Source organism: Ornithinibacillus halotolerans, from assembly GCF_014637405.1.
GTDB classification, from domain to species: Bacteria; Bacillota; Bacilli; order Bacillales; family Amphibacillaceae; genus Ornithinibacillus; species Ornithinibacillus halotolerans.
On sequence record NZ_BMEY01000003.1, the window covers coordinates 39,375 to 64,508 of the forward strand.

Sequence of the window (25,134 nt, forward strand, 5' to 3'; positions counted from 1 at the left end):
AAGTATATAAAAGGGAGGGTAAAAAACATGAGTAACACTTCGTTATTCATCAGATACATCAAAGTACTCCATTAATCCACTTGTAATCGCTTTTGCAACTGCTTCTTGATATGCTTCTTTTTGAATTTCGTTTAAATCATCTTTATTGGACATAAATCCTAACTCCAACAATACAGATGGATTTTGATTGTGTTGGATAACATAATATCCTTCTCTTCGTACACCACGATCTGTCATATCCAATTCATTAACTAATGCGGCATGTATTTTCTCCGCTAAATCACCACTTGTAGAAGGGTGATAATAATACGTATTTATTCCATTTGCATCAGAATCTCTAAAGTAATCATAATGGAGACTTATAAATGCATCTGCATTTTCAGTGTTACTTTTGTTTACCCGGTTCTGTAAGGAAATAAACGTATCATCATTTCTTGTAAGCAAAACTTCTGCACCTTCTTTTTCTAGATGTTCCTTCACCTTGTGTGCCGTAGCCAACGTCAAATCTTTTTCAAGTACTCCACTATTTACCGCACCAGAGTCCTCTCCACCATGTCCTGCATCGATCATAATTTTATAGCCTTCTAATTGATTGTTTAACACAATAATTGCTTCTTCTGATATTTGGACTGATTTCGGTTGATAAATACCTACTGGTAAATCTTCTTTCTCTTCAACAGCGTGTAAAACTAATTGTTCTTCAAGCATAGAATCCAATCCAGTTTCTGATTCTTCACTTTCTTCTTGCTCCTCATTTGTTACGTCTTGTACATCTTCTTCTATATTTTCTTCCTCATTATCGTTAGGAATTTCTTCATCTTTTTGTTTTTCTTTTGTACTATTATCTTCTTTTAGTAATAATCCTTCTGTTTCAACCCAAACAGGTTGTCCATTATAGAAGGTCTTAACCCAACCATTCTTTTCGTCGAACGTCCGTAATTGATCTCCATCTTTTAACTGTCCGACAACCTCTGCTTCTTTATCTGGTGCGGTTCGCATCGTTACATTTGCTATTTCAACTTCAAATAATTTATCATGGTCATTTTCAACAGTAGCAGCAAATGTCTTATCGACAGGAAGGAAAAACGTAATCGTAATAATAAACCCCAATGCTAACAATAACTTTCTCATACTCAATCAATCTCCTTCTCCTAGATTATGAATCTAGTAAAAGGATGGACAAGATTTAATAGATTTAAACATATATTAATAGATTTTTTTAAAAAAATACATAGAAAGACATTTATGGTAAGATTAAATTACATATTATGACGGATAAAGCGGAGGGTGTATGATGAAGCAATTAACAATTAAAGAGCTACAAAGCTACTTAGGATTGAAATACAAAGAAGGACGGACATCGTCTTCTTTGTTTATGAAACTAGTAGAAGAGGTTGGTGAGGTAGCAGAAGTACTTAATCAGTTAGAAGGACGAAAGGAAAACAGAGGGAATCCTTCTTTGGAAAAAGAGTTAGTAGATGTCATCCACTATGCAGTGGCTATTGCGAGTTTAAATAATATTGATTTAACAGAGGCGATTATAAATAAGGATAGGGAGGCAGCTATTAAATATAATCAAACACCAAATTTGGAAGAATATTTAAGTAGAGAAATGGAATAAGAAAGGAAATAAAAAAATGTCTTCCCATATAAGGGTTAGAGCTGGGGCGATTATAATTGAGAATGGGAAAATCTTATTAACGGAATATAACGATCCAAACAGAGGTGTGGTTTATGATTTACCAGCTGGAGGGATTGAACCTAATGAGTCCATTATTGATGCCGTAAAAAGGGAAGCGAAGGAAGAAGCTTGTGTTGATATTGAAGTTGGTCCATTAGCTTTTGTATATGAATATGCACCACACTTGAATTCTGAAAAGTTTGGACCAACCCATACTTTAGTTACTGCAAGCAAGAAGGAGTAATGTGGCTTTGTTCAACTATTTTACGATTAGACTACAAATTTGCGGATTTGGAGGTAAATATAATGGATAAGTTTGTGTTTATATTTGGTCCTCAGGCAGTTGGTAAAATGACTGTAGGACAGGAATTGTCTAAAATAACAGAGTTGAAGTTATTTCATAATCATATGACAATAGAAATACTTCAGCCTCTTTTTGGGTTTAGCCCCGAAATGTGGCGTTTAACATCTCTATTTCGAAGAGAGATCTTTGAAGCATTCTCTAAGAGTGATTCATATGGACTGATATTTACTAAAGTTTGGGATTTCAGTTCCGAAAAAGAGTGTGAAGGAATTAAGAAAATGTGTCAAATATTTGAGTCAAGTGGAAGCGAAGTCTATCTCGTCGAATTAGAAGCTGAAACTGAGGAAAGGCTTAAACGAAACATGTCACCCCATAGATTAGAACACAAGCCAACAAAAAGAGATATACATAAATCAGAAGAAAACCTACTGTCCACATTAGAAACTCTTAGATTAAATTCTAATGAAGGTGAAATAAAGCAGAAAAATTACCTAAGAATAAATAACACAAATTTAAGTGCAGAAGAAGTAGCCTTAAAAATAAAAAACAAATTCAATTTATAAAATGTACTTATTGAACGAACAGGTGCTTTAACAAGAAGAGATTAGGTAACATTTTAGGCTTTTTGAGCTCACCCGGGCAAATTAGTTAGCAACTAACAATATCTATTATTTTTTTGCTAAAACATTACTAATCATTATGTTATTTTAATATCAAAAGTGTAAAAATATTGATATTACAGTAAAAAATAGCAAGCGAATTGTGTTGCTAATTCACTTGCTATATAAATGATATTTCCATTTTATACCTCATAACCGAACCATATAATGAATTGACCGAGCGTTTTTTTATATGCCTGGTCTTATTCTTAATTATTTCTTTCTTTTCTTCGTTAAACGGCCAAGTAGGAAAGCACCGGCAGCCACACCAAGTACCGTGTTTGTTTTCTTGTTGAAGACTTGTTTAACGACAAGGTTCATATTCTGTGGTCGTTCTGCTAGGCGACGCATGAAGTATCCATACCAGTCATCACCAAATGGTACATACGTACAGAATTTATAGCCTTCTTTTGCTAAGTCTAATTGCAAGTCTTTACGGAATCCATAAAGCATTTGAAATTCAAATTTGTCTAATGGAATATTATTCTCCGCCACGAATTCTTTCACGTGATTAATAACTCGATGGTCATGTGTAGCGATAGATGTAAATTTTCCACTTAATAAATGATACTCTATTAATTTTAAGTAGTTTTCATCAATATCTTTTTTATCCTGATATGCTACTGTTTCAGGTTCTTTATAAGCACCTTTTACAATACGCAGACGAAAATCTTTATATTTCTCTATAAACTTAACGGAATCATAGAAATAAGCTTGAATAACTGTTCCAATATTATCATAATCCTTCGCGAATTCATCAATTAAGTCGAAGGATGGTTTTAAATGATCATAATCTTCCATATCAAAATTAATGAAGATATCATATTCGCTTGCTTTGGAAACGATTTCACTTAAGTTCTGTTTACAAAACTCATAATCTATATCAAGCCCTAGTTGAGTTGGTTTTAAAGATATATGTGCATCAACTTGATTTGTATGAATTGCTTCGATTACTTCAAGAATTTGTTCTTTTGCTTTAAGTGCTTCAGATTTTTCTGTAACAAATTCACCAAGATTATCAATAGTTGCAGAGATACCATTGTTATTTAATTCTTTTACACTTTGGATCATTTCTGCAACATCTGTACCAGCAACTACGGATTGAGCTCCTAGCTTTAAACCGTATTTTTTTGCTGAATTATTCAAAAATTGATTTTGTGACATACCAATGAAGAAATCTCTTAAATTCATTATGCATACCCTCTTTTTTTTAGTCTAGTTCCAGTTTCTATTATATAGGATGATAGGTTAATCTGTCACTTATTCGGATGTGGACATTTACCTAACAAGTACTTATAATGCTTTCACTAGTCCACCATCTATTAACAAAGTTTGGCCTGTAATATATGTATTGGCAGCGGAACAAAGGAATACTGCTTGTTTGGCAAATTCTTCTGGTTCTCCGTACCGTCCTAATGGTATTGTTTTTTCGGTAGATGATTTTACCTCTTCATAGGAGATTCCTAGAGAATCTGCTCGTACTTGATCAAGATGGGCAACTCGGTCTGTCGCAATCCTACCTGGACCTATCGTATTTATTAAAATATTATCTTTTGCAAGTTCCTGAGAGAGGCTTTTCGCAAGACCAACGACACCTGCTCGGAATGTATTGGAAAGTATGAGATTATCTATCGTTTGTTTCATTGATGAGGAGGTGAAGTTGACAATGTGTCCTCGTTTTTGTTTTTGCATAGATGGAAGTACTTCCCTAATGGTTCGTATAAAGCTAAGGAGATTTAATTCGAAAGCTTGTTGCCATGCTTCATCATTAAAGTCTGTAAATTTACCTGCTGGAGGTCCTCCGGCATTATTAACTAAAACATCAATTGTTCCATTTTTTTCTTCTGCAAATTGAACAAGTTCCCTAATTTCTACTGGATTTGTTATATCACATGTTTTAAATGTTACATTATTATTGGATGTGATTTCTGTTATTTCTTGTACTGCTTTGTGTAAATTTTCTTCAGTGCGACTAGAGATTACTACATGTGCGCCTTCTTTTGCGAATTGAAGTGCTGTAGCTTTTCCAAGCCCTTTACTTGCGGCCATGACAAGTACGGATTTTCCTTTTAAACCTAGATCCATTCGTATTACCTCCTTATTGTTTATAGATTAATTATAACAGAAGAAGAATAGGGAGAAAGTGGAGTGTATATCAGATAAACAAAACATACCAGACTTCCTACTGGAGAAGTCTGGTATGTGTATAAACTATTTCTTCTTAAATTTACTCCCACTACTTTTGGCACGGAGTTTTGCTAGTAAATCTTGTGTAGTTTCTTTAGCTTCTTGTTCTGCTTTATGATCAATTTCAATGATTTTATAATTATCGTTTTCGTCTTTTTCAACTTGAAATACAGTATTTACATCACTGCCCACAGGTAAATCTTCTTTTGGTAGAATAAGTTCTGCTTTTTCTTCCTCGATTAAGATAACTGCTTGATTACCTTCAAACCTATCTAATACACCTTTCATAGAAATCCCTCCGGAAAGTTAGTTTACACATGCAATACCTTCTGCCTTAATATCTTTTATTCTTGCAGGGCCGATCCCTTTTATACGGTCTAAATCAGAAACACTGCTATATGGTCGGTTGTCTATTAAATCTTGTGCACGTTCAGGACCAATATGTTTGATTCTTTGAACCTCTTCATAGGAAGCGGTATTTAAATTTACACAACTACTATTACTTGGTGGATTCGTTTTATTCTCAGTTGATTTTTTACTTGAGTTTGAACCACCACCTGAACTTGAATTAGATTTATTGGAAGACGCTGTATTCTTTGGTGTAACTGTGCCATCTTTATTAGTTTTAATAGAATAGTCATTACCATTCGTTGTTACAATAATTGTACCATGTACGTCTGTACCATATAGTTCAATACCTTCATTTTGAATAAGGGATACTACTTCATGATGTGGGTGTCCATAGCTATTATTTGCACCAGCACTATAAATGGCTACTTCTGGACTCACCGCATGAATAAAGGCTTGATCACTTGAAGTATTTGACCCATGATGGCCTAACTGTAAAATATCTGCATCAACTGAAATCCCAGAATTTATCATGCGCTTTTCTGCATTTTTATCAGCATCCCCAGTAAATAGGAACTTAACATTCCCGTAAGTGAATAAGACCGAAATGGATTCTTCATTGGACTTTCCACTGATAGACGTTGGATAAAGTACTTGTAAATTCATTGATCCAATTTCAAACTCTTCTCCAGATCTTGGTTCGTGGTAGCCTGCACCACTTGCTAGAACAGCTTCCAGACCTCGTTGGAATGTATTAGAAGTACTTTCATTACCAGAAAGCCATACTTCTTCTACAGTGAACGAATTGACAACATCATCTAATTGGCCAATGTGATCGGCATCAGGGTGACTTCCAATGACTAGATCAAGTTTGGTAACTCCTTGTGCTTTTAAGTAATTCACAACTTCGTTTCCACGCCAGTCTCCAGCGTCAAAAAGAATATTATGATTGCCATATTGAAGTAATGTGGCGTCTGCCTGACCAACGTCAATATAATGAACATTTAGTTCAGGAAGATTATCCGCTGTGTTCGTAGTGTTCGCGTTATCATTGTTTTCTTCAGACGGTTCTTCATTCGAATTAGTGGCTTCATCTTTATTCGTCTCTTCTGAGCTTTCATCTTCTTGTTTGTCTTTATTATTATCATGTTGAGCTTCTTCAATTGGTATGTCTGATGTGTTACCGTTATTATCTTCCTCATCCGTAGTTTGGCTACATGCGACTAAAAGAACAGCCATAACTATCGACAATAGTATTTTTTTATACATGTTGATTCCCCCAAGTGATGTATTTCAATCCTTTTCAATCGTATCAAAATAAAGTTAGTAAATCTATAAAAGCTTGATATCGACAATAAACGACATTTTCCGGGAGGTGTCAGACACCACCCAAGACACCACCAAACAAACAAGAACCATTCACAAAATGATGAAAATTAATTTTTAGGGTATTGGAGAGAGGTGTAATTTAACTTTTATAGGGAGTGTATTTGATTTTTTAAGTGGTTGAAACCGGTGAAAATTACCTTTTATGAAGATGCTTTTCTGAATGCTTCTTGGCATACTGGAGGCATGAAAGGAGCTGTTATAATGAAAAAGGTCGTAATATTTGGAGGGGTTTCTTTATTACTTTGTCTGGGATTAATCACGTTTTGCGAAGCGAAGCTAAAGGAAGAAATGTCGTCACAAAGAGAGGAAGCAGTAGTACTGACAGGTGTTGTAGACCGGATAGAAGATGAAAAAACAGCAGTGATATTAATAGAAGATATGAAAATACAACTTGAGGTTCCTGTCTCTGAATTTGCCATTGATTTTGTTCCCAACTTATGGCTAGATGTAGTTTTAATTAATGACGATATAGATGGGATAACAGTTAATCATGAAAGAACCCATGCAGAACATGAAAACATGAGGAAGCTCTTTGAACGGTTAAAAAAGAGAATAAAAAAGATCCAATCCAAAGATTAGATCTAGTTTCTCAATTATTTAATTAACTTAATGTTCATCATGGTTGTTTTCTCCATGCTCCCCATGATCGCCGTGGTCTCCATGTTCGTCATCAGCATTCTCATCTGAATGCTCATAATGACCACCTTCACCAATCGTGATGGCTTGTTTAGGCATTGTATGTAAGGCTCTTGCAGTTACATGGACTTGTACATGAAAAATACCATCTTTATCAAATGAAGTAGTCGCAGTATACGTTCCATCTTCATTATTGGTAGATTCTATCTTATAGCTTTCCTCTTTATTTCCTTCTTCCCAAATTTCATAAACAACTTCATCTGCATCAGTAACTGACTTATCCCCATATGTAACATTTGCTGAAAGGGTGATTTCTTCATTTACATCGGCAGTTTCTGGAACTTCTAAAGTCGCTTCTAGAATAAGTAGTTCGTCTTCATTTTCATTCTGACTATTACCCGAACATGCAGTTAATAATAATGCACCCGCAATTAGGATGATGAAGATTAATTTAGATTTCATTCATGTATTCTCCTTTCTAGCATCCTTATCTGTATTCTATCATGTAAGGCTGGCTATTAAACATGAAGATATGAAGGAAAATTGACAGTTTGAAGTGCAATCCGTTATAGATTTTTAGTGAATAGCTTTTTTGAATTTTCCACCATGAGCTTCTTGTGCGTCTACTATCGTAATAAATGCTCTTGGATCTGCATCATGGACAATTGCTTTCAGTTTTGCAATTTCTAGACGAGTTAGTACGACAAAGATAACTTCTTTTTCCTTATCAATATAGCCACCTTTACCGTGGAGCTTCGTAATCATACGTCCTAATCTTTCTTGAATTGCATCTCCAACGTCTTCCCATTCATCAGAAACAATTAGAGCAGCTTTCGTATCACCCGTTAGACCTTGACCAACAAAATCGATTGCTTTTGCAGCAATAAAGTATGTAATAATGGATAGCATTGCTTGTTCCCATCCAAGCACAAATCCTGCCCAACCAAAGATGAATATATTAATGAACATGACAAATTCACCAACAGAAAATGGCAACTTTTTGGTTAGTAAAATACCTAAAATCTCCGTTCCATCTAAAGCACCACCATTACGAATGACAATTCCAACCCCAGTTCCAAGTATTAACCCACCAAAAACAGTAGCAAGTAATGGTTCATCTGTAGCAGGAGTAAGGGAATGTAGTGCTGGTTCAATTAACGCAAGTGCGACGATACTGAATAACGAAGCTAGTACAAAGCCTTTTCCAATATACTTATACCCCGCAAACAAGAATGGTAAGTTAAAGATAAAGATTAAAATACCAAAGTTAATCCCAGTTAAATTATTCGTAAGTAACGAAACCCCAATAATTCCTCCATCAATAATCGTATTCGGTATTAAAAATAACTCTAGGGCAACTGCTGCAAGCGTTGCTCCAATTAGCATCATTATGTAACGAGTAATGATGCTTCTAATCGACTCTTTTTTATGTTGTTTACCCATCCAAACACCTTCTTTTAAAGATTTCAAAAAAATGTTACTTTTAGATTATACATAAAAACGGTTAGTATATGTTGTTCCAAAAACTATGTTTTCATTAATTTTTTAAGGGAGTGCTCTAATTGATGGATATTTGGTATGCAAGTTACGGTTCCAATATGATGAAGGATCGTTTTTTAGCCTATATTGTAGGTGGATTTGCGCCAAAGTCATCTTCACCAGAAAAAGGCTGTCGCGACCTAACGTTACCGAAAGAGGATGAAATAATTTCAATACCATATCCACTTTATTTTGCTAAGGAACGAAGTAAATGGGGAGATGGGGGAGTTGCCTTTATTGGAACCGCAAAATCAAACGAAGAATATACAATCGGAAGAATGTATTTAATTAAAAAAGAGCAATTTTTCGATGTTGTATCACAAGAAAATAACGGGCTTGAAGTAACTATTGATCTTAATGAAGTAGAGGAAAAAGGATTTGTTGATATTCATAGTGGTTGGTATAACCGAATCATATTTCTAGGAAGAAAAAATGGTGCACCGATTTTTACATTTAGTAATTCCAATTCCTTAAATACGATTGATTTCTATAAACCATCAACTTCCTATCTATCTGTTATTGCTGAAGGGTTACGTGAACTAGGCTTATCAAAGGAAGAAATAATTAATTATTTGTTACATACAAGAGGGATAAAAGAAGTAGTATCTAAGCCTAGATTAATAGAAATGTTAGAAGAAGAAAGTAAGTGAAAATGGAGTTAGGCGTAAGCCCAACTCCATTACAATCGCACATTAATCTTTGAATTCTTATCCCCTTTATAATAAAAAGCCCCTTCCATAATTTGTGTATCTGGAAATTGAATATGATCCCAGTAACATTTAAGAGCTTGATCCAAATTAACAATTTGATTGAAGTTTTGAAGTGCAAGTATTGAATTTACGTTTAGCTCATATCCTGAATCTAAATACATTAAAAATAGCTTTAATTTTTGTGGAGTTAATGGGTGCTTTCTTTGAAATAAAGCGGGATACAAAACAGTTCGGTAAGGTTGTAATTGAGGATGAGTTGCAATTTGGTTAATAATTGTAATTCGGTCATGCTTGATAGCAAGGTCTTTATATTTACGAGGGATTGAAGAATCAAAAATTATCGGATATATATCTTCTTTGCTAACCCCGGTATGATGACATATTTTTTCCATATTATTCTTCGTTTCCTTTAGTAGAAGGGAAAGATAATCGTATTTTAATTGATGATTTACATTTTCTTGCATACAGGACTGAAATAATCGGAATGTCCACTCTAGTTCCGTAATCGTTGTTTGCTCAGTAACGAATACTGGTATCTTACTTTTTGTCTGTTTCTGTTTCAATGATTCATACGCATCAATACCTTTATACAATAAAAATTGTCCTATCTTATTACGAATGACATGAATGGAGGGGAAGTTTTGGTCTGTATTGTACTGGAAAGAATTGCGGGTGAGGAATTTAGTAGTGGAATGTCGTGCTTTTATACGTTGAAATGGGATCCATTCTATTTTAATGAAGTCCAATTTTATCAGTCCTTTCTTATAGTTAGTAATAGGTATGAAAAAAGAAATTGTCCTATGATGAACGTTTCTGATTGCTTCATAAGATAAGGAGAAAAATAATGCCCGAAACTACATCTAAATGATGTATTCGGGCACTAGATTATTAGTTAAAGAAAAGGCAATGCAATAATTATCTCTGTTATTCCAGAGGCAGTTTCGTTAGCTTGTTTTACTTGCAGTTGATAATGGAGTTCGTTTGCTTTTTCGCTCCAATAAGTTACTGGCTCGAGTGAACCAGCTTCTCCTTTCGTGCGACATCGTTCTAAACCGATGTTCGCTTGTATATATCCCCATTCCTGTTGGATGGACTTGTGTATCGTACTTGCTTGTGTAAAATGATGAGTAGCTTCTTGATAAAGTCCCTGTTGGAAATAGAGTTCTCCTTTAGAAAGATGGATATGTCCTTCCCACCCTTTAATTCCGATTTTTCTAATTCGTAATGATGCTTCATGAAGTAGATTATCAGCCAAGGTATATGATTTTTCCATTCTGTATATGTCAGCGCTACCATAATTTTTTGATTACTAATACGAATACATATTTCAAAGAAAACAGTAAAAACTAGACTCGTAATTAATCTGTAAGTATGTATGGGGTGAAAGAGTTGAATAAGAGGCTAGCGGTAATTGTTTCTATATTATTCTTACTATGTAGTGGAAAAATGGTTGCTCATGCTGAAGATAGTAAATTAGATAAGGCGGAAGAACATAATTGGATTCAGTCCAGTGTAGATTATACGTTAATTGATGCGGGAGAACATGAATATAATTTTTGGAAGAATTTTATGAAATATACTCGAACTTGCCTTATTCAACATCGGATAAAAACGATCGTCTATTATTGTGATAAACATAATCATACGAAATCAGAAACAACGTTAGAAGAAGTTATACATAGTGAGAAGCATCGGATGAAGTAGTCTATTCATCCGATGCTTCTTAATGTGGGAGGAGAAGTTTTTTTAATCTTTACTGCAAGATACTGCAACAGAGATTTATTATTTTGTTTGATCTCTTCGTAAGTCTTTTTTTCTAGAGATGGATTGAGCCTCTGTTTCTTCTGCGAATTCTGTTTGTAGTCGACCGGTAGGTATACGGTAATCTTTGCGCACAACATCTGTCTTATTTTCCTGAATATAAGCATGTAGAAAAGGTTCTGTTAATGTAATAAAAAATGCTGCTCCTAATGAGGCAATAATAATTTGCGAACTAGAACCGATCAACATCGAACTTAAGAATGCAATGGCAAAAAATGCAAGAAAAAAATCAGCGATACTTGCTGCTACGTTGCCGAACCGTCTTAGAATGAATAAATCTCCGATTACGTAAGCAAGTGTTGTTGTTAATAGACTAATAATAACTAAATCAGATAATGCTGTTTCGTTAAAAATGCCAAAAATAGAAAAGACAACAATCGTATTGATGATGAGTTTAATACCTAATGCTTTAAGATTCATAATTTGAATTCATCCTTTCAGGAAGATTTTCTATACCGAATTTAAGTTAGTATTTAGCAAATCTCCTGAAATTATGATAAGTATACAGTACAAAATTAATTTGTAGGGGAGATTGAAATGAACTACTTTGCTGTTTTTTTACCGATGAAGGATGAGGAGAAAAGTAAACAATATCGTACAGAACATTTAAGTTATCTTGAGGAAAAGGTTAAAGAAGGGAAAATATTTGCCAAAGGTCGTTTTGTTGATGGGACTGGGGGATTAGTTATTTATCAAGCGAATCGTTTAGAGCAAGTAGAGGAAATGGTAAAGAAAGATCCATATGTAATAACAGGCGCTAGAGATTATGAAATACATGAGTGGGAAATGAGCAGATAAATAAATGGGGCCAAATCGATAGTTGATTTGGCCCCCTCCTATAATTAATACCCTCTTGCGACTTGGCGTTGGTTTTCGATTATTTTATTTATAACTGCTTCTGTGAGTTGCTTTGCCGTTTTAGGGATCATTGTCTTTAACACAGGATTAATAATTGGTCCCATCATTCCCTTTGCTTTCATATGAAGGTTGCCAGTCATTTTTGTTTGATATGCGGTTATCGTTTCTGCTTCAAAGAAGCCATTTCCTGAAACGTTTTCACTTAAACCTGTTAATGTGAAACGAACTGTCGTTGGTTCTTTCCACTCTGTAATATCAATTCGCATACTAACTGTTTTTTTTAGTTTTCCAACATCTCCCCTAAATTTCCAAGTGGATTGTTTTTCATTAATAACATTATGTTCGATGTAACCAGGGACTAATGGTGCCCACTTATTCATATCACTTACAAAACTCCAAATGCTTTCAATTGGTAAATCCACTTCTGCAGAATACGAACCTCCAGGCATACTATTACCTCCTTTAATCATGTTACAAAGTATATTAATTAGTTCGGAAATTATTCAATAGTTTTCTACTTAAATATTGTCAATCGGACAAGCATATGCTTGCGATTTGTCGAAAAATGTAGAACGAAAGAAAATTAATTATTTATTTGTTGTTTAATTCAAGAAAAACTAGTTTTTTATGAAAAATTTCCTATTAAAATAACATTTTTACATATTAATTGTGTCGAATTTAGTCAAAAAGAGCTATTTTTTGAATTGGAAAATAGGTCTTTTTTATGATTTGATAATAGTGTACGAGCGAAGGGAGGAGTAAAAATGAGTGAAAATGAATATTTAGAACTAAAGCAAAAAGTTGAGCAACATGAAAACACGATCGTTCAATTGTTAGAAATTATCGCTCAAACGAATCAACGATTATCTGAATTGAAAATTGTCAGACATGTATAACTCACCTAAAGATAAAATCATAATTCCTCAAGCAATCCACGTTTGGTCACCTCACCTCTATACATAAATAAGGAGCAGCCTATCCCCAGGCGCTCCTTATTCCTCTTTATTGAAATGTCGACTGATGACGATTCTTCTTGAGATTGTCGATTGAAATTGGTAAAATTAATAAGTATGAATTCAGAGGGGAATTTGTACGAATTACTAGTTTAGTAAGTTAAAAATTGAATTCAAACTTAATCTAAGAGGAGATTATGCCGATGTGTGGATTTGTTGGGTTTGCAACAAATACTATTGATATAGATAAAGAACAAGTTATCCAAAATATGATGAATACAATTGGTCATCGTGGCCCAGATAGTGATGGTCACTTTGTTGATGGCAATATAACATTAGGTTTTAGAAGATTACAGATTATTGATTTGTCAACTGTTGCAAGTCAACCAATGTTTAATGAAGATGAGTCTATTTCACTAATATTCAATGGAGAGATTTATAACTATCAATCTCTTATGGAAGATTTAAAAGAAAAGGGTCATGTTTTTAAAAGTCAAAGTGATACTGAAGTAATTATTCACGGATATGAAGAGTATGGTGTAGAGATTTTACAAAAATTACGTGGAATGTTTGCTTTTGCACTGTGGGATAAGAAAGATGAGTCCTTATTTATTGCCCGTGACTTTTTTGGTATAAAACCTTTGTATTATACACAAAATACAACAGATAATTCGTTCCTTTTTGGATCTGAAATAAAATCATTCTTAAAATTTCCTGGGTTTAATAAAGAGTTAAATAAACAAGCGTTAAAACCTTATCTAACTTTCCAATATTCTGTACTAGATGAAACCTTCTTTAAAGGGGTTTATAAACTACGCCCTGGCCATTATATGATTTATAAAAATGGTGAAATGGATATTAAACAGTATTGGGATATAAAATTTGATACAGAAGAAAACAGCTTGGAATACTATGTTGAGAAAATCAAAGAGACGATGGAAGAGTCTGTCAAATATCACCGAATTAGTGATGTGAAAGTAGGTTCGTTCTTATCAGGTGGAGTTGATTCCAGTTATATCACTGCACTATTAAAGCCAGACAAAACTTTCTCTGTCGGCTTTAAAGATTATGAAGGAATCTTTAATGAAACAAATATTGCAGCAGATCTTTCTAAACAATTAGGAATAGAAAATCATAAGAAAATAATCAGTGCTGATGAATTTTTTGATGTCATACCAACCGTTCAATATCACATGGATGAACCTCAATCCAATCTTTCATCAGTTCCATTATATTTTCTAGCTGAATTAGCAAGTAAACATGCAACTGTACTTCTTTCTGGAGAAGGAGCAGATGAAATCTTCGGGGGATATGCTTGGTATGAGACATCGAAGGAAATGCGTGCTTATCAAAAAGTTCCATTCGTCCTCAGACGTGCCGTTTCTAACTTAGCTAAATTATTACCGGAAAACCGCATAACGACCTTCTTAGTAAAAGGTGGACAAAAAGTAGAAGAGAAGTTTATTGGACAGGCTAAAGTATTTAAAGAGAAAGACGCATTAAAAGTCTTACAAGAGGATTATAAACATGCTCCAACACCTGTTGAAATCGTACGTGAATCTTATCAAAGAGTTGCCGATAAAGACGATGTTTCCAAGATGCAATATGTAGATATGAAACATTGGTTGCCAGGTGATATTTTATTAAAAGCCGATAAAATGAGTTCAGCACATTCGATTGAGTTACGTGTTCCGTTCTTAGATAAAGAAGTGATGGAGATGGCTGGGAAAATTCCAGCACATTTGAAGGTAAATGATATCGATACGAAATACGTACTTCGTAGAGCTGCTAATGAGGTTTTACCTGATGAGTGGGCGAATCGTCCAAAAGTTGGTTTCCCTGTTCCATTCCGTGATTGGATTAAGCAGGCAAAATATTATCAAATCATCCGAGAAGTTTTTGAATCTGACATGGCAAAAGAATTTTTCCATACAGAAGAGTTAGTGAAATTCCTAGATGAACATTATCATGGAGAAGCAAATCGTGCTCGATATATTTGGACTGTTTATGTATTCTTGATTTGGTATAAACGTTTCTTTGTGGATATGGAAGACTAAGGTAACTAGATAAAATTAGTCGTGCATGAATTATGATAGGGAGCGTTCGCAAATGAAGTTAATCTTACGTAACTCATTCCTATTTTTCTTGTTATTTATAAGCATATTTCTTATCACTTCAAAAGGTGATAAGATCTATGCATTTGTCTATGATTTTTTCGATAATCAAGAAGGCGTTGTTCTCATTCAGAGTGTCGATAAGGAACATGGTTTTCCTTTAAAAGGTACTGTATTTGAAGTGAAGGATACAGCAACAAATGAAGTCATTGTAGAAATTGAAACGGATGATGATGGAATGGCTAAACTGGAGAATATTCCTATAAATTCTAGTTTTCGTCTTGTTCAAACAGATGTAGCACCTCCCTATCAATTAAATAATACGATTCAAACTATTACATTAACTTCTAAACAAGAAGTGATTACTATTGAAAATGAAGTTAATCCTGTTATTGAAACCTATCAACGTTCAAATAACAGTGAAATAGTCGTAACGAAAATGAACTTGCCTTTTGAGACAGTGATGCAAGTACCTGAGCTTCCAAATGGTTGCGAGGTTACTTCATTAACTGCAGTCTTAAATTACTATGGCTATGAAATAAAGAAAACCGTATTATCGGATAAATTTCTTCCTAAGATACCATTTGAAGTAAAAGATGGAATCTTATATGGAGCAGATCCTAATAAAGCGTATGCTGGCGACCCTAGAAGTAAAAATCAAGGATTTTATAGCTATGTAGCACCAATCATGGAGACTGCAAATAGGTATTTTGCTTCGAATGATGGGCCTCATGTTCCTGTCGATTTGACTGGTAGTAATCCGGAAGAATTATTACATTATATTCGTAAAGGTATCCCAGTAATTATTTGGACAACGATTAACCAGCAGGAACCACTATTTAATTACTCTTGGAATGTAGTTGGTACGGATGAGAAAATTGATATTATTAGAAATTCACATACTGTGGTTCTAACGGGGTATAGTGAAGATGAAGTGTTTGTGATGGATCCATTAAAAGGAAATGTAAGCTATCCAAAAGACCGATTTTTTGAGATTTATAAGAACGCTGGCAGTCACGCAATGATTATTAAGTAAAAAGAGCTGAGATCAAACTAATTTAACTAAGTAAATCACTTAGCGTTAGTTTGTCTCAGCTCTTATTTTATGTAGTTCTATCTTTTAATAGTTCCTCAATTGCAACAGCTACCCCATGTTCTATGTTTTTCTTCGTAACGGCATCGCTTTGCTCTTTTATATAATCGACAGCATTTTCCATTGCAATTCCTTTTCCTGCTGCAAGGAGCATACTTAAGTCATTATAGCTATCACCAAAGGCTACAACATCTTTCATATCAATACCCAGTGAATCTGCATATTTCTTTACCGCTATCCCCTTTTGAGCTTCAGGGTGATTAAATTCTAAATTTATAGTTCCTGATGATGTGACGATAACTTGATCATTATTTTCGAACTTCTTGGAAACACTCGCAAGCGAGGACTCATCCATAGAAAAAGCTAATAATTTATACACATCGATATTCGGATCTTGAAATAGGGAATGATAGTCGTTCACAAAAGTTACTTTTTCATCTTGAAAACGTTGTTCAATTGCTGCTTTAACTTCATCCCTAGTTCTATTCGGGTGCGCAGTCATCAAAATGTCAACTAACACATCTAGAAAATGTTCTCTACTACGCGAAACGATTCCTTTATTCGTATAAACCTCGAAATATAAGTTTTCCAATTCACATGCTGCCTGTATTTCCTTACAAATATTACTATTCATTGGAATGTTATCTAATAGCTCTGATTCTTGGTTATAGACCATAGCTCCATTTAAACTAATGATTGGTAAAACTAGTCCTACTTCCTGTAATGGTTCCATAGCAGCCTCATAGGACCGGCCAGTTGCAATGACTACATGAACACCGTGATCAATTGCTCGTAGTATAGCTGCACAATTCTCTTCACTGATTTTTCCATTTTCATTTAGTAATGTACCGTCCATATCGGTTGCGATTAATTTCATATGTAATATCTGCCCCTTTCGATTGCTGTCTCCTTTCATTATAGATGAAATAGTATAGAGATGCTAAAAAGGGGCTTATCCATCCACTTGAACTCATATACATTTAGTTGAAAAAGAATTCTCAAGACAAGACCTTTTCAAATTTCTATTGATGAGAAACTACGTTATTACGAGGATTGTTTGGTCTTGCTGCATCAATCATTAGAAAAACAGCTGAAAGTATATGCATAATCATGCCAACAAATGGGATCCAAGCAATACATGATGTAATAATTCCTAGAATACTACCAAATGAGGAAGCCCCTTCATTTTTAGAAATAACTAATGTAATGATATGAAGTACTAACATAACTAATAAAGGTGTCCAAACAAGACTTAAAACAAATGCTCCACCAAAAAAAGGAATACCGAGAAAAGCTTCTAATCCACCAGTAATCCATTTCATTATCCGAGAAACAGACATTTCTCTCACCTCCATTTATATCATATGTAAAGATTACCATTAATATAAATAATCTCCCCAATGTGGAATGAATAGTATATTTTGTACTTGTACTTATAAACATGTCTTTTTAAGAATACGAATATAATAGTCCATGTTTTTAATGTGAATTGAGGGGGATATAATGAAAAGACGAAATAGCATTCCTGCCTTTATCGTATTACTTCTTATTGCGTTTGCAGTTAGTTTAATATTATTCATTTACTTTTCCATTGTGAATTCTCCTTCCAATCAAGCTGAAGCGGCAGTTGAAGAGTTTTATACGTATGAACAAGATGGAAACTTTGCAGAATCATGGAGTATGTTTCATCCATATATGAAAGCAAAATTTGAAAAAGGTCACTATTTACAAGACCGTGCGCATGTATTTCTTAATCATTTTGGCGTCCAAACATTTGAATTCTCTTTGGAAGATTCGGAACTACTGAAAGACTTTCAAATAGAAGATGGTGTCGAGCCAATTGGTGAAGTGTATCAAGTAACCGTTACTCAACGATTTGAAGGGAAATACGGGAATTTTTCAATTGTGCAAGATGTCTATACAACAGAACTAGATGGAGAATGGCTAGTGCTATGGGATTATAAAAAAACAGAGAAAAACGAAGAAACAGAAAGTAATTAGGTATTCATTCTCTTAACAAGTTAACTTCATTTTCGTATGATAAGGAAAATAAAGTTTCTATTAGTTATGGAGGAGGGGAAGTTATGAGTCAAAAAATTGCTGTATTAATACTTCATGGTGCTGGAACTCCAGATGAAAACTTTGCAGATAAATTAATTGATAAGATTTCTGTACAATTTGCAAAAAAATTACCCCACATACATGCCAAAAGTGAACTGATCTTTGAACCTGTTTATTGGTCTAAAATTTTTGCAAATGAACAGGTAGATTTGTGGAAAAAGTTAAGTGATTATCGAGAGTTAAATTATACTAGCATGCGTAAGTTTGTGTTAGAGTTCTTAGCTGATGCAGTCGCATATCAGCCTACTAGAATAGGCAATCAAAATTACGACAAAGTTCATGCACTAGTTGCCCAGTCGATTCAGCGCTTAAGAATGAAAGCTGGAATAAAAGCTCCATTATGTGTCATAAGCCATAGTTTAGGTACAATTATTGCTAATAACTATTTTTATGATCTTCAAATGAAGCAAGAAAATATCGGCAAAGAAACCCAAGATTGTACTGGAATTAANCGTTATATTGACTTTGGTTCTCCAATTCAAGTTCCCTCTCCAACATTAAAGAAATATTACCCAGATTTAGATGGTGAATGGTTAAACTTCTATGACAAAGATGATGTATTAGCATTCCCATTAAAGGCAATTAATGAGGCCTATAATAAGGCAGTTACTCAAGATGTTGAAGTGAATGCTGGTGGATTATTTACAAGTTGGAATCCCTTTTCCCATCTGAAGTATGATACAGACAATGAAGTTATATCACCAATTGTCGAAGGTTTAGTTAGAACATGGAAGAAAATTAATGTAGGACATCAGTTAATAATATGAATACGAGAGTTAGTTAGATAAAAATGAATCTATAAATAAATGGGATAAGTCTAGCAATATTGTAAAGTTTATACTTACGTATACATTACAAATGTCTTTACTTATGATAATATACCTATTAAATACAACAAGTGTATGAAAGCAAATGTCCCCACATATTAGAGTAATGGAGGAATCCCGATGGTTGATAAAGGTATCAATCAAAGATCTGCATTAAAGATAGAAAAAGATCATCCTTTATATCATTTAAAGCGCATGGTGTGGAATCTAAATATAGATCAATATCCGGCTGTCATTTTTGAGTGCAAAAATGAGCGAGAGGTTGTAGATGCAGTTCATTATGCGTTAAATCATGGGTTGAAAATCACTGTCCGTGGGGGAGGGTTTCATCCTGCTGGGAAATCGGTAATGGATGAAGCGGTGCTAATAGACTTATCCCATATGAATAATGTACAAATTGATGAAGTTAGCAAAATAGCAACTGTTGAGGCTGGGGCAAGAACTTTTGAAGTGGACAATCCTTCTCAAGAATACGGTTTAGCTACTCCTTTAGGCATTGTTTCTAATTTAGGCGTTTCTGGAACAGCTCTTGGAGGTGGCATTGGATATTTAAGGGGATTGTATGGTCTAACCAGTGACAACATAGTCGGAGTCCACATCGTTACAGGGGATGGACAATTACTATATGTTAATCAATTTGAACATCCTGAATTATTTTGGGCAGTACGTGGTGCAGGATCAAATTATGGTGTAGTGACAAAGTTTGAATTTAAGTTACATCCAGTCGGTAGAAATGTCTTGGGATTAGATGTTGTATATGATTTTAAAGACCTCCATGAAATTATGAATAAAGTAGAAGTGTATCGCCAAACCGCAGTCGACGAAATTGCTTTTAATATTGTATTGACAAATAAACAACCGGATACAAACGAACCGGATGAAAAACTAGTATATTTATATGGTATGTATACAGGAGAGTTAAATCTGTACGTAGAAGAACAAATTATCCAACCACTTATTGAATTAGCAACTCCTATAGAAGATAACGTAGAAGTGATGACTTATATGGAAATGCAAAGTAAATATGATAAATATTTACAAGGTGGTGTTGGGGTAAAAGGGATCTCATTATTTTTTAATGAAATTAATAACCAAGTTCTAGATATATTAACATCTGAATTTGAAAAAACGGATTTACGAGTAGTTATACAAATAGTAGAACTACATGGTCAAGTAAATCGTATCCCTTTAAATGAAACAGCTTTCGCAATTCGTGATGCAAGTTATTTAATGCTTATAGATGCAGAAGTTGGTACAAATCCAGATGAAGCTGAAGACTGGATACTTCATATGTACCAAAAGTTGTTGCCATATTCGTATAATCAGATATCATATTTAAACTGTAGCCTTGTAAATGAAGATATTATTAAGAATTCCTATTCAAATATTATCGAACGATTAGTTGCCTTAAAAAAAGAATACGATCCAAATAATTTATTTGCATCGAATCATAAATTGATAGAATAAGACGAAAGGTAAGCTTATCTTCTTCTAAGCTTACCTTTTGTTATTTCGTTAGTTCCATTATTTTTTTAACAAGTTGAATTCTGTTTTTTACATTTGCTTTTTGGTATATGCGGCTGAGTGCTTTTTTTACTGTTATCTCCGCTATGTATAGGTCATTCGCAATTTCGATAATTGGTTTTCCCTCTAGTATAAGCTGTACAATATCCTGTTCCCGATTAGTCAAAGAATACTCCTTCGTTATTTCTTCTAATTCCGTAGGTTCTCTATGCTCTTTTAAAAAGTTGTTTAAGTATGATATAAGTTTTCCTCCACTAACATCCAACAAAAATGTAGGTGTAGGCTCTTTTTGATTATAAACATTATGCTCTGCTCCAGGAACCGTTTGGAACCCAAACTTATATAAGATATTTTGAAAAAACGGTAAAGGTGTTGATGTAATTATTCTTCCACCTGAAAATACTAACGGAAATAAATTATACAGTAAGAATGATCGTGCATGATTGTCAGTAGGGTCTTTGTAATCTTGAGTACGGATAAAATAACTAGTTGTTTTTTCTGGTGGTACTTGATAGTATTGCAACTCTTTTTTTGATAAATTTTCAAAGTATGGTCTAGAGATTGGATCACTAGTTAATAGTGACAATGTCTCCACATTGATTGGGACAATGATGGAGATTGCAATTACTTCTCCGTGTTTATTTTTAAGTAAGGTTGCTCCATGATACCCCATATTTTTTACGTATTCTGGCCCAACTAAATCTAATTCTAGTTTATTATGTTCAACGGATGCGTCGAAATAATAAGTCTCATTGGATATTCGATTATAATATTTCGTTTTACTTTCAGAAATATGTTCTTTTTGATGCGTGAAAAACTGTTCAACTTCATGGAAATTATAGATATCTACTGGCTCTAGGTACATGGAATTCTTATTCGTGTATTGAAAGAATACGGATTGAATTACTTCATCTCCAATGTGATAGAAAAATTCAGCAATATCCTCATTAGTTGGTTTATTAATAAGTCTATGATAATAATATTTTACAATTTTCTTTTGTATAAGATCATATTGTTCCGGGTTTCTCTGTTGTAAATTAACTTGTATCGCATCACGAACTAGGTCATGTAAACTCCAGCCTTTATGTGTTTTTCGGACGAAAGATAAAGATACTAATTTTGTAAAGGTTGTGGTGGAAATATCTTGACCAAGAATCGTTGAAAGCGTGCTTTGATTAAATTGATATAATAAAGCTGCTACTTCGATAAGGGAAGTCAATTGTTTATCCGTTACTTCACTTAACCATCTTTTCGTTAATGTACATAACATTTCTCTAATGTTTTCTTGGCAGAAACGTTCATTGTTGCTTTTAAAATTAGTAACGGATGCAAGTGAAATTAACAGAGGAAGTCCTTTTGTAAACTCCCAAATAGTCTCATATTCGTTTTCGTTCATTATGCCATTTTTTTTAGCTAGCTGTGTCGTTTCTTCATAATTAAAATTACTTAATTTAATTTGTTTTGTTGTGGAGCGCCATGCAGGGGATTCAACCCAATCCCCTGTAAGTGGATTTCTCCCTGCTAAAATAAAACTAACATTTGGATGGACATGTCGGACGAATCCTTCGCGAAACCATCGATCTAAATCATCCATTTGTTCGTACGTATCCATTGCAATGATAATTCGATCATTATAATCATGAACAAGTTCTATGACATCTGCTAAACTAATTGCATTTGTCTTTTTTAATGGTATATGTAAATAGCTTGAAAGCATGTAATACAGGTAATTTATGAAATCTTGTACAGTATGATTAAAATCCTGACTATCTATATGAAGAAAGGGGATATTGTGGCTATTGGCAATTCTTGCAAATTCGTTTAACGTGTATGTCTTACCAACCCCTCCTTTGCCGAATAGATGAATTACTTTAAACTGTTGTTTCTTAGATTGAAGGTACTCATGAAAAAAATTTAATTGATTTGTTCTACCAATAAAATAACTTCTTTCAACTTCCTCTACATCGTTTGTGCTCCAGTGCGGTTCTGAAGTTACATTAAGTACTTTCAATGTAATCCTCCTATCCTTTAAATTTTTGAAATCTTCTATTATTTCAACTGTAAGGTAGTACTAAAGTACTGTCAAGACAAATCATGGGAACATTTTGTGAAAGAATAAAAAAACATCAGTATTCAAAACCTAGTGTTGAACAGTGTATACTGTTCAATACCCACAGGGAGTGATCAGTCTTGGCAAGAAACAATAATAAGTTGTTAGTGCCTGGTGCAAGAAATGCAATGGACCAAATGAAAGAGGAAATTGCAAATGAATTTGGTGTTCAGCCTGGAGCGGACACTACTGCACGTGAGAACGGATCAGTGGGTGGCGAAATGGTCAAACGAATGATCCAAATCGCCGAACAAAGCATGCAAAGTAAGCAAAAATAGCATGCAAAAGAGGGGCTCTAACTGGGCTCCTCTTTTTAAATTCAAACATAATATGTATAGGCGGAATATAATCTCTATTCATAAATTAAACCCAATTGCAAATTAATTATCCCATCATGTTTCTGAAACGTGTATTATATTCTATAAGGGATATATTAAAGGGGGCTTGAGCAATGAAACCGTTAATTGGGGTAGTAACTTCGACAGAACTGGAACAAGAAACGTATTATACGAACACAGATAATGTGAATGCAATTATACGTTCTGGAGGAATTCCTGTCTTATTACCGTATTACCAATCAGATAATGATATATTGGAAATTGTATCGCAAATAGATGGATTATATGCGACTGGGGGATATGATATCGATCCAACTATATTTGGGGAAGAGCCTCATCCAGATCTTGGAACGATAATACCTGCAAGGGATAAGTTTGAAATAGAACTAATGAAAAAAATACTCGAGGTAGATAAGCCAATCTTAGGTGTTTGCCGTGGGAGCCAAACATTAAATATTGCACTTGGAGGCGATATGTTTCAAGATATTTATGCTCAGCATAGTGGAAAACTTTTGCAACACCAACAAAAAGCACCTACGGAACACGGTTCTCACTTTGTGACTGTAAGTGAAGGCTCCTTATTACATCGTATAACTGGGAAGACTAGTTTGAGAGTAAATAGTAGACATCACCAAGCTAATAGAAAAGTAAATCATCCACTACGAATTTGTGCTCAGGCTAGTGATGGGGTCATTGAAGCAATTGAAAGTACAGACCATCGTTTTGTACTTGGACTACAATGGCATCCAGAGAATTTACTTCGAGGAAATGATAGAAATTCTATAGCAATTTTCAAAGCATTCATAGATGCATGCCAGACGAAATAGTTGTTGGCAAGAAGGGAATTTATACATTGAAAATTATCGATACACATTGTGACGTACTATTTAAAATACAACAATCTAGGCGAAATGTATTAACTAAAGAAGTAATACAATTTAAAGATTCGAGCAAGCTGGATAGTAATTTAACTAGGATAAAAAAAGGCAATATTAACGTACAATTTTTTGCCATATTTATTTTGACTGAAGTTCCAGTAGAAGAAAAATGGCAACATGCATTAGAACAAATTGATATATTTTATACAGAGATATTAGGTAATCATCCAGAGATAAAACATATTCGAAAATGGGAAGACATCGGTAATTTGAAAGAGGATGAAATTGGTGCAGTACTAACATTAGAAGGTGCAGATGCGTTTGGAAATGATTTACGAAAGCTTCGGTTACTCTATCAACTCGGAGTATTGTCGATTGGACTGACATGGAACCATGCTAATTTATGTGCTGACGGAATCGGAGAATCTCGAGGTGCAGGTTTGACAGACTTTGGAAAAGAGGTCGTTCATTTAAATAATGAGTATGGGGTATTGACTGATGTATCCCATCTTTCCGTGAAGGCATTTTGGGATGTACTAGACATAGCAAAATATCCAATCGCTAGCCATTCTAATGCATATACATTATGTAATCATCCGAGAAATCTAAGGGATGAACAAATTAAAGCACTGTTTGAGAAGGATGCAATGGTCCATGTTGTCTTTTGGCCGCCTTTTATTAATCATAATCGAACAGCGGCAACTATAAATGACCTAGTAAAACATATTGATTATTTATGTAGTCTAGGTGGAGTTAGTAATATCGGTTTTGGATCGGACTTTGATGGGATATCATCCTTCGTTACGAACTTGGAAGATGCATCCAAGTATCAAAATTTAATAAATGAATTATTGAAACATTTTACCGAGGAAGAAGTAAAAGGATTTGCTTATCAAAATTTTATTGACCATTATGTTTTAACTTAAATTTAGTTTTTTATACGGAAAAAGCGGGTATAAGGAAATTAACCTTATACCCGTTCTTTTTTAACAAATTAATAGAGATTCTTTTACCGTAATCATTATTGTCATGGTTTCTTTACGA

At 34.1% G+C, this 25,134-nt stretch carries 28 protein-coding genes and 1 pseudogene; 15 read left to right on the top strand and 14 right to left on the bottom strand.

Translation table 11 applies throughout. The annotated features are described in order from the left end of the window. Window positions 1–42: 42 nt before the first annotated feature. Complete coding sequence (locus tag IEV35_RS03390) at window positions 43–1,131, bottom strand: N-acetylmuramoyl-L-alanine amidase (RefSeq protein WP_188383297.1); 1,089 nt, start codon at window positions 1,129–1,131, stop codon at window positions 43–45. 163 nt (window positions 1,132–1,294) lie between these two features. Here IEV35_RS03390 and IEV35_RS03395 point away from each other — a divergent pair, with 163 nt between their 5' ends. From IEV35_RS03395 to IEV35_RS03405, 3 genes and pseudogenes are all read left to right on the top strand, one after another. After that, complete coding sequence (locus IEV35_RS03395) at window positions 1,295–1,621, top strand: MazG nucleotide pyrophosphohydrolase domain-containing protein (RefSeq protein WP_188383298.1); 327 nt, start codon at window positions 1,295–1,297, stop codon at window positions 1,619–1,621. A 16-nt stretch (window positions 1,622–1,637) separates the two neighbouring features. After that, window positions 1,638–1,901, top strand: a pseudogene (locus IEV35_RS03400) (NUDIX domain-containing protein); the annotation flags it as partial. 86 nt (window positions 1,902–1,987) lie between these two features. Further along, window positions 1,988–2,548 carry a DEAD/DEAH box helicase family protein gene (locus tag IEV35_RS03405; protein ID WP_188383300.1) on the top strand — a complete coding sequence of 187 codons (561 nt, stop codon included), beginning with the start codon at window positions 1,988–1,990 and terminating at the stop codon, window positions 2,546–2,548. 309 nt (window positions 2,549–2,857) lie between these two features. Here IEV35_RS03405 and IEV35_RS03410 read toward each other — a convergent pair whose 3' ends face one another. The 4 genes from IEV35_RS03410 to IEV35_RS03425 form a co-directional block, all read right to left on the bottom strand. After that, window positions 2,858–3,835, bottom strand: a complete 978-nt coding sequence (locus IEV35_RS03410; RefSeq protein ID WP_188383301.1) for a proline dehydrogenase family protein — start codon at window positions 3,833–3,835, stop codon at window positions 2,858–2,860. A gap of 102 nt (window positions 3,836–3,937) precedes the next feature. After that, complete coding sequence (locus IEV35_RS03415) at window positions 3,938–4,729, bottom strand: SDR family oxidoreductase (protein WP_188383302.1); 792 nt, start codon at window positions 4,727–4,729, stop codon at window positions 3,938–3,940. A 126-nt stretch (window positions 4,730–4,855) separates the two neighbouring features. After that, complete coding sequence (locus tag IEV35_RS03420; protein WP_188383303.1) at window positions 4,856–5,119, bottom strand: DUF3006 domain-containing protein; 264 nt, start codon at window positions 5,117–5,119, stop codon at window positions 4,856–4,858. A gap of 18 nt (window positions 5,120–5,137) precedes the next feature. Further along, window positions 5,138–6,448, bottom strand: coding sequence for an MBL fold metallo-hydrolase (locus tag IEV35_RS03425; RefSeq protein WP_188383304.1), 1,311 nt, complete (start codon window positions 6,446–6,448; stop codon window positions 5,138–5,140). Window positions 6,449–6,694: 246 nt separating this feature from the next. On the opposite strand from IEV35_RS03425, the gene IEV35_RS03430 reads away from it, so the two are divergent. After that, window positions 6,695–7,147 (top strand): DUF3006 family protein, encoded by a 453-nt coding sequence (locus IEV35_RS03430; protein WP_229740649.1) that lies wholly within the window; start codon window positions 6,695–6,697, stop codon window positions 7,145–7,147. A gap of 27 nt (window positions 7,148–7,174) precedes the next feature. Here the strand turns inward: IEV35_RS03430 and IEV35_RS03435 are convergent, their stop codons facing one another. Together IEV35_RS03435 and IEV35_RS03440 are read right to left on the bottom strand one after the other, a co-directional pair. Further along, on the bottom strand, window positions 7,175–7,666 hold the full coding sequence (locus IEV35_RS03435) for a FixH family protein (RefSeq protein WP_188383306.1): 492 nt from the start codon (window positions 7,664–7,666) through the stop codon (window positions 7,175–7,177). Between the two features lie 114 nt (window positions 7,667–7,780). Beyond that, the gene (locus tag IEV35_RS03440; RefSeq protein WP_188383307.1) at window positions 7,781–8,647 is read right to left on the bottom strand and encodes a YitT family protein; all 867 of its coding nucleotides are present in this window, start codon (window positions 8,645–8,647) and stop codon (window positions 7,781–7,783) included. Between the two features lie 122 nt (window positions 8,648–8,769). Here IEV35_RS03440 and IEV35_RS03445 point away from each other — a divergent pair, with 122 nt between their 5' ends. Then, entirely contained in the window at window positions 8,770–9,393 is a 624-nt protein-coding gene (locus tag IEV35_RS03445) for a hypothetical protein (protein WP_188383308.1), read from the top strand. Window positions 9,394–9,422: 29 nt separating this feature from the next. Here IEV35_RS03445 and IEV35_RS03450 read toward each other — a convergent pair whose 3' ends face one another. Both IEV35_RS03450 and IEV35_RS03455 read right to left on the bottom strand, forming a co-directional pair. Continuing rightward, window positions 9,423–10,046 (bottom strand): hypothetical protein, encoded by a 624-nt coding sequence (locus IEV35_RS03450; RefSeq protein WP_188383309.1) that lies wholly within the window; start codon window positions 10,044–10,046, stop codon window positions 9,423–9,425. Window positions 10,047–10,345: 299 nt separating this feature from the next. Further along, entirely contained in the window at window positions 10,346–10,726 is a 381-nt protein-coding gene (locus tag IEV35_RS03455; RefSeq protein WP_188383310.1) for a hypothetical protein, read from the bottom strand. Window positions 10,727–10,842: 116 nt separating this feature from the next. Here IEV35_RS03455 and IEV35_RS03460 point away from each other — a divergent pair, with 116 nt between their 5' ends. Beyond that, entirely contained in the window at window positions 10,843–11,157 is a 315-nt protein-coding gene (locus tag IEV35_RS03460; protein ID WP_188383311.1) for a hypothetical protein, read from the top strand. A gap of 78 nt (window positions 11,158–11,235) precedes the next feature. Here IEV35_RS03460 and IEV35_RS03465 read toward each other — a convergent pair whose 3' ends face one another. Beyond that, window positions 11,236–11,694, bottom strand: a complete 459-nt coding sequence (locus IEV35_RS03465; protein ID WP_188383312.1) for a DUF2512 family protein — start codon at window positions 11,692–11,694, stop codon at window positions 11,236–11,238. Between the two features lie 117 nt (window positions 11,695–11,811). On the opposite strand from IEV35_RS03465, the gene IEV35_RS03470 reads away from it, so the two are divergent. Then, window positions 11,812–12,072 carry a YciI family protein gene (locus IEV35_RS03470; RefSeq protein ID WP_188383313.1) on the top strand — a complete coding sequence of 87 codons (261 nt, stop codon included), beginning with the start codon at window positions 11,812–11,814 and terminating at the stop codon, window positions 12,070–12,072. A gap of 44 nt (window positions 12,073–12,116) precedes the next feature. On the opposite strand, the gene IEV35_RS03475 is transcribed toward IEV35_RS03470, so the two are convergent. Beyond that, a complete protein-coding gene (locus IEV35_RS03475; protein WP_188383314.1) occupies window positions 12,117–12,581 on the bottom strand; it encodes an SRPBCC family protein in 465 nt (154 codons plus the stop codon). Between the two features lie 315 nt (window positions 12,582–12,896). On the opposite strand from IEV35_RS03475, the gene IEV35_RS20285 reads away from it, so the two are divergent. The 3 genes from IEV35_RS20285 to IEV35_RS03485 all read left to right on the top strand — a co-directional run bounded on the left by IEV35_RS20285 (window position 12,897) and on the right by IEV35_RS03485 (window position 16,235). Further along, a complete protein-coding gene (locus tag IEV35_RS20285; protein ID WP_268237907.1) occupies window positions 12,897–13,028 on the top strand; it encodes a hypothetical protein in 132 nt (43 codons plus the stop codon). A gap of 260 nt (window positions 13,029–13,288) precedes the next feature. Continuing rightward, window positions 13,289–15,142 (top strand): asparagine synthase (glutamine-hydrolyzing), encoded by a 1,854-nt coding sequence (gene asnB, locus IEV35_RS03480; protein WP_188383315.1) that lies wholly within the window; start codon window positions 13,289–13,291, stop codon window positions 15,140–15,142. A gap of 25 nt (window positions 15,143–15,167) precedes the next feature. Further along, window positions 15,168–16,235, top strand: a complete 1,068-nt coding sequence (locus IEV35_RS03485; RefSeq protein WP_188383316.1) for a C39 family peptidase — start codon at window positions 15,168–15,170, stop codon at window positions 16,233–16,235. Between the two features lie 67 nt (window positions 16,236–16,302). On the opposite strand, the gene IEV35_RS03490 is transcribed toward IEV35_RS03485, so the two are convergent. After that, window positions 16,303–17,169: a Cof-type HAD-IIB family hydrolase gene (locus IEV35_RS03490; protein WP_188383317.1), complete on the bottom strand. Its 867-nt coding sequence runs from the start codon at window positions 17,167–17,169 to the stop codon at window positions 16,303–16,305. Between the two features lie 145 nt (window positions 17,170–17,314). Further along, entirely contained in the window at window positions 17,315–17,632 is a 318-nt protein-coding gene (locus tag IEV35_RS03495) for a hypothetical protein (protein WP_188383318.1), read from the bottom strand. 163 nt (window positions 17,633–17,795) lie between these two features. On the opposite strand from IEV35_RS03495, the gene IEV35_RS03500 reads away from it, so the two are divergent. Next, window positions 17,796–18,293 carry a hypothetical protein gene (locus IEV35_RS03500; protein WP_188383319.1) on the top strand — a complete coding sequence of 166 codons (498 nt, stop codon included), beginning with the start codon at window positions 17,796–17,798 and terminating at the stop codon, window positions 18,291–18,293. Between the two features lie 1,067 nt (window positions 18,294–19,360). Further along, window positions 19,361–20,707: an FAD-binding oxidoreductase gene (locus IEV35_RS03510; RefSeq protein ID WP_188383510.1), complete on the top strand. Its 1,347-nt coding sequence runs from the start codon at window positions 19,361–19,363 to the stop codon at window positions 20,705–20,707. Window positions 20,708–20,747: 40 nt separating this feature from the next. Here the strand turns inward: IEV35_RS03510 and IEV35_RS03515 are convergent, their stop codons facing one another. Beyond that, complete coding sequence (locus IEV35_RS03515) at window positions 20,748–22,775, bottom strand: LuxR C-terminal-related transcriptional regulator (RefSeq protein ID WP_188383321.1); 2,028 nt, start codon at window positions 22,773–22,775, stop codon at window positions 20,748–20,750. Between the two features lie 179 nt (window positions 22,776–22,954). On the opposite strand from IEV35_RS03515, the gene IEV35_RS03520 reads away from it, so the two are divergent. The 3 genes from IEV35_RS03520 (at window position 22,955) to IEV35_RS03530 (ending at window position 25,016) form a co-directional block, all read left to right on the top strand. Then, window positions 22,955–23,152: an alpha/beta-type small acid-soluble spore protein gene (locus tag IEV35_RS03520; protein WP_188383322.1), complete on the top strand. Its 198-nt coding sequence runs from the start codon at window positions 22,955–22,957 to the stop codon at window positions 23,150–23,152. Between the two features lie 173 nt (window positions 23,153–23,325). Next, the gene (locus IEV35_RS03525; RefSeq protein WP_188383323.1) at window positions 23,326–24,039 is read left to right on the top strand and encodes a gamma-glutamyl-gamma-aminobutyrate hydrolase family protein; all 714 of its coding nucleotides are present in this window, start codon (window positions 23,326–23,328) and stop codon (window positions 24,037–24,039) included. Window positions 24,040–24,065: 26 nt separating this feature from the next. Beyond that, on the top strand, window positions 24,066–25,016 hold the full coding sequence (locus tag IEV35_RS03530) for a dipeptidase (RefSeq protein ID WP_188383511.1): 951 nt from the start codon (window positions 24,066–24,068) through the stop codon (window positions 25,014–25,016). The last annotated feature ends 118 nt before the right edge of the window (window positions 25,017–25,134 follow it).